The sequence below is a fragment of the Paenibacillus caui genome, from assembly GCF_019904135.1.
Classification (GTDB): domain Bacteria; phylum Bacillota; class Bacilli; order Paenibacillales; family Paenibacillaceae; genus Fontibacillus; species Fontibacillus caui.
In genome coordinates, this window is sequence record NZ_JAIOGQ010000079.1 from 1 (window position 1) to 1,066 (window position 1,066).

Genomic DNA, 1,066 nt, shown 5'->3' on the forward strand with positions numbered 1-1,066 from the left:
GTTAGGCAACATTAAGTCTGAAGTGCAATCACTCAACGACTTTTGTTTTAGCGAAGATCCTGCCTAAAAAATGATAACACCCTCAAAAAACAAAAAGAGCTTTTTCAAAAGAAAGACAAAGCATCACTTTACTATTAGGGTCGTGAGGAGGAAAACCGCGTTTTTTGGATCACGACCCTAATAGTAAAGTAATTCAAAACGGATCATGATGTCAAAGTCTATTTTGAAAGAATAGGAACTTATGTTCTTGTTTTTTTAAAAGATATCTTTATGTATCTTCAATTCTTTTAGGCAGGATCAATATTTCATAGGGAAAGAAAACAAATATGAAATTGGCATGAAACAAACCGAACGGCACGTGATTGCAGGAAATTTCAGGATGTGTATGGAATTATATAGGGATAAGGAACAGACTTAACGTCGCCTAACATCGCATTTCCGCTGCGGGTCGTCGCTTTGCGCCGTCCCTTGGTCCGCCAGATGTATTTTCGAGGAAGATATTTCTGCGGACACATCCATTCCCCTAAGATAAGAGTTATCTAAGGGGAATGGACGTCGGAAATACTGAGACGTTAACTGAAATCTCCGAACATGACAAATCTACATAAAACCTATAAAACATTTGAATTAAATAAGAAGAACGAATAATTAGTCGCGAGAGAATTCGAGAAATAAGTGTACGTCGGTATCGCGGCTTTTTTTGAATACGAAAAAAACAATAGTAAATCAATAATAGAAAAAAATAGGATATAATGGACGAAGAGATCTAAATCGAAGAGCGTACTTAAGAGCTCTAAAACAAATAAAGAATCAAAAGCTATGCAAAGACTCGAATAAGACCTAATAACCTATTTTTGAGGGTGGGTGTGTCAATAATTTTGTGTAAACTCATTTATAGAGACTCCCCCATGGGGGAGATTGCCCTTACGGCAGATGTTGGCCGATGCGTTCGGGGAAGAAGACCGAGAACTGCAACAGCATTTGGCCCCAGTTCTGGACACGGCCTGTCCATTTGCGGGTGACATCCATGGTGACCAGATACAGCATCTTTAGCAGCGCCTCGTCC

Annotated in this window: 1 pseudogene; it reads right to left on the minus strand. The window is 39.3% G+C overall.

Annotated features, from left to right (window positions below):
- Nucleotides 1–924: 924 nt before the first annotated feature.
- A pseudogene (locus K7397_RS21785) lies at nt 925–1,066 on the minus strand (IS256 family transposase); the annotation flags it as partial.